Source organism: Ferrimonas balearica, from assembly GCF_019802055.1.
GTDB lineage: Bacteria > Pseudomonadota > Gammaproteobacteria > Enterobacterales > Shewanellaceae > Ferrimonas > Ferrimonas balearica_A.
In genome coordinates, this window is the sequence record NZ_JAHVHW010000001.1 from 1 (window position 1) to 1,744 (window position 1,744).

The following is a 1,744-nucleotide window of genomic DNA, read 5'->3' on the forward strand; positions in this document are numbered from 1 at the left end:
GCAACGCTCTTTAACAATTAGTCAGACAATCTGTGTGGGCACTCACGCAGTGTTGAGAAATCATCATTTTCTCGATGCTACTGAGTGACACCAAGTTAATTCAGTATTCATTGAGTAGCTTCTACGGAAGCAAATCAAAATCTTTAATTGAAGAGTTTGATCATGGCTCAGATTGAACGCTGGCGGCAGGCCTAACACATGCAAGTCGAGCGGCAGCGACAACATTGACCCTTCGGGTGATTTGTTGGGCGGCGAGCGGCGGACGGGTGAGTAATGCTTAGGAATTTGCCCAGTCGAGGGGGACAACAGTTGGAAACGACTGCTAATACCGCATACGCCCTACGGGGGAAAGCAGGGGCTCTTCGGACCTTGCGCGATTGGATAAGCCTAAGTGAGATTAGCTAGTTGGTGAGGTAATGGCTCACCAAGGCGACGATCTCTAGCTGGTTTGAGAGGATGATCAGCCACACTGGGACTGAGACACGGCCCAGACTCCTACGGGAGGCAGCAGTGGGGAATATTGCACAATGGGCGAAAGCCTGATGCAGCCATGCCGCGTGTGTGAAGAAGGCCTTCGGGTTGTAAAGCACTTTCAGCGAGGAGGAAAGGTTAGTGGTTAATACCCGCTAGCTGTGACGTTACTCGCAGAAGAAGCACCGGCTAACTCCGTGCCAGCAGCCGCGGTAATACGGAGGGTGCGAGCGTTAATCGGAATTACTGGGCGTAAAGCGCATGCAGGCGGCCAAGTCAGTCAGATGTGAAAGCCCCGGGCTCAACCTGGGAATTGCATTTGATACTGCTTGGCTAGAGTCCTTGAGAGGGGGGTAGAATTTCAGGTGTAGCGGTGAAATGCGTAGAGATCTGAAGGAATACCAGTGGCGAAGGCGGCCCCCTGGCAAGAGACTGACGCTCAGATGCGAAAGCGTGGGGAGCAAACAGGATTAGATACCCTGGTAGTCCACGCCGTAAACGATGTCTATTAGGAGTCTGTGACCTTGAGTCGTGGGTTCCAAAGCTAACGCATTAAATAGACCGCCTGGGGAGTACGGCCGCAAGGTTAAAACTCAAATGAATTGACGGGGGCCCGCACAAGCGGTGGAGCATGTGGTTTAATTCGATGCAACGCGAAGAACCTTACCTACCCTTGACATCCAGAGAACTTACCAGAGATGGTTTGGTGCCTTCGGGAACTCTGAGACAGGTGCTGCATGGCTGTCGTCAGCTCGTGTTGTGAAATGTTGGGTTAAGTCCCGCAACGAGCGCAACCCTTGTCCTATGTTGCCAGCGCGTAATGGCGGGAACTCATGGGAGACTGCCGGTGATAAACCGGAGGAAGGTGGGGACGACGTCAAGTCATCATGGCCCTTACGGGTAGGGCTACACACGTGCTACAATGGTCAGTACAAAGGGTTGCCAACTTGCAAAAGTGAGCCAATCCCATAAAGCTGGTCGTAGTCCGGATTGGAGTCTGCAACTCGACTCCATGAAGTCGGAATCGCTAGTAATCGTGGATCAGAATGCCACGGTGAATACGTTCCCGGGCCTTGTACACACCGCCCGTCACACCATGGGAGTGGGCTGCAAAAGAAGTGGGTAGTTTAACCTTCGGGAGGACGCTCACCACTTTGTGGTTCATGACTGGGGTGAAGTCGTAACAAGGTAGCCCTAGGGGAACCTGGGGCTGGATCACCTCCTTAACGACATGAATTCTTGCCTGCGTCGAGTGTTCACACAGATTGTCTGA

General features: G+C 52.7%; 1 rRNA gene. It reads left to right on the forward strand.

The window, feature by feature from the left end:
- The first annotated feature begins 144 nt into the window (after positions 1-144).
- Positions 145-1,697: ribosomal RNA gene (locus KUV52_RS00005) — 16S ribosomal RNA — on the forward strand.
- Positions 1,698-1,744 lie beyond the last annotated feature (47 nt).